Raw genomic sequence first — 606 nt, 5'->3', positions numbered from 1 at the left:
TCCGCATGGCGTAAGTACATCATATGTCCGCTTCTGTAGCCTTTAAAGCTTAAGCGGTCTTGCATTTTGCCACTTGGGTCTAACTGCCATAACGTATATTTAGCATCGAAGTAGTTAGTTGCACCGTCATAATAACCCGATTGAATCATTACCTTTAAATACGGGTTTTGCGCCATAGCTAAACGCAAGTTTTCGCCGGTGTTATTACCGCTTCTATCCCATGGGTGCACATTACCAAACAGGTTATATTTAATATCTGTTTTATAATTTAGCTCTTCACGTAAGTAATGATTAATAGCGGGTGTGAAAGAGTGTAACCACGACGTGAGTTCTGCCCAGTAATCAGGCGACTCGCCCGCATCGCGTTTATCAATACCTAAATAACGCGAGTCTAAGCGTCCTACCATTTGGCCGCGGTCACGTAATAGCTCTTTCCAAAAAAACTGCGTTGGAATATCTAAGTTATTTTGCTCTACAAAGGTTTCAGAAAGCCCATCATATTGCGCCATTTTTTTAATTATGCGGCGCTTTTCATCATCTGCAATAAAGCCGCCTTTAGCCAGTGCGGGGATCAGTTCGTTAATTGTAAACTGCTCAACTTCAGGC

1 pseudogene is annotated in these 606 nt (G+C 42.4%); it reads right to left on the bottom strand.

From position 1 onward, the window contains the following. Nucleotides 1-606: pseudogene (locus tag AAEY62_RS20110) on the bottom strand (carboxypeptidase); the annotation flags it as partial.

This window comes from Pseudoalteromonas sp. GW168-MNA-CIBAN-0100, assembly GCF_040309225.1.
GTDB lineage: Bacteria > Pseudomonadota > Gammaproteobacteria > Enterobacterales > Alteromonadaceae > Pseudoalteromonas > Pseudoalteromonas arctica.
The sequence above is the reverse complement of the archived record's forward strand: the minus strand, read 5'-3'. Positions and strand labels throughout refer to the sequence as shown.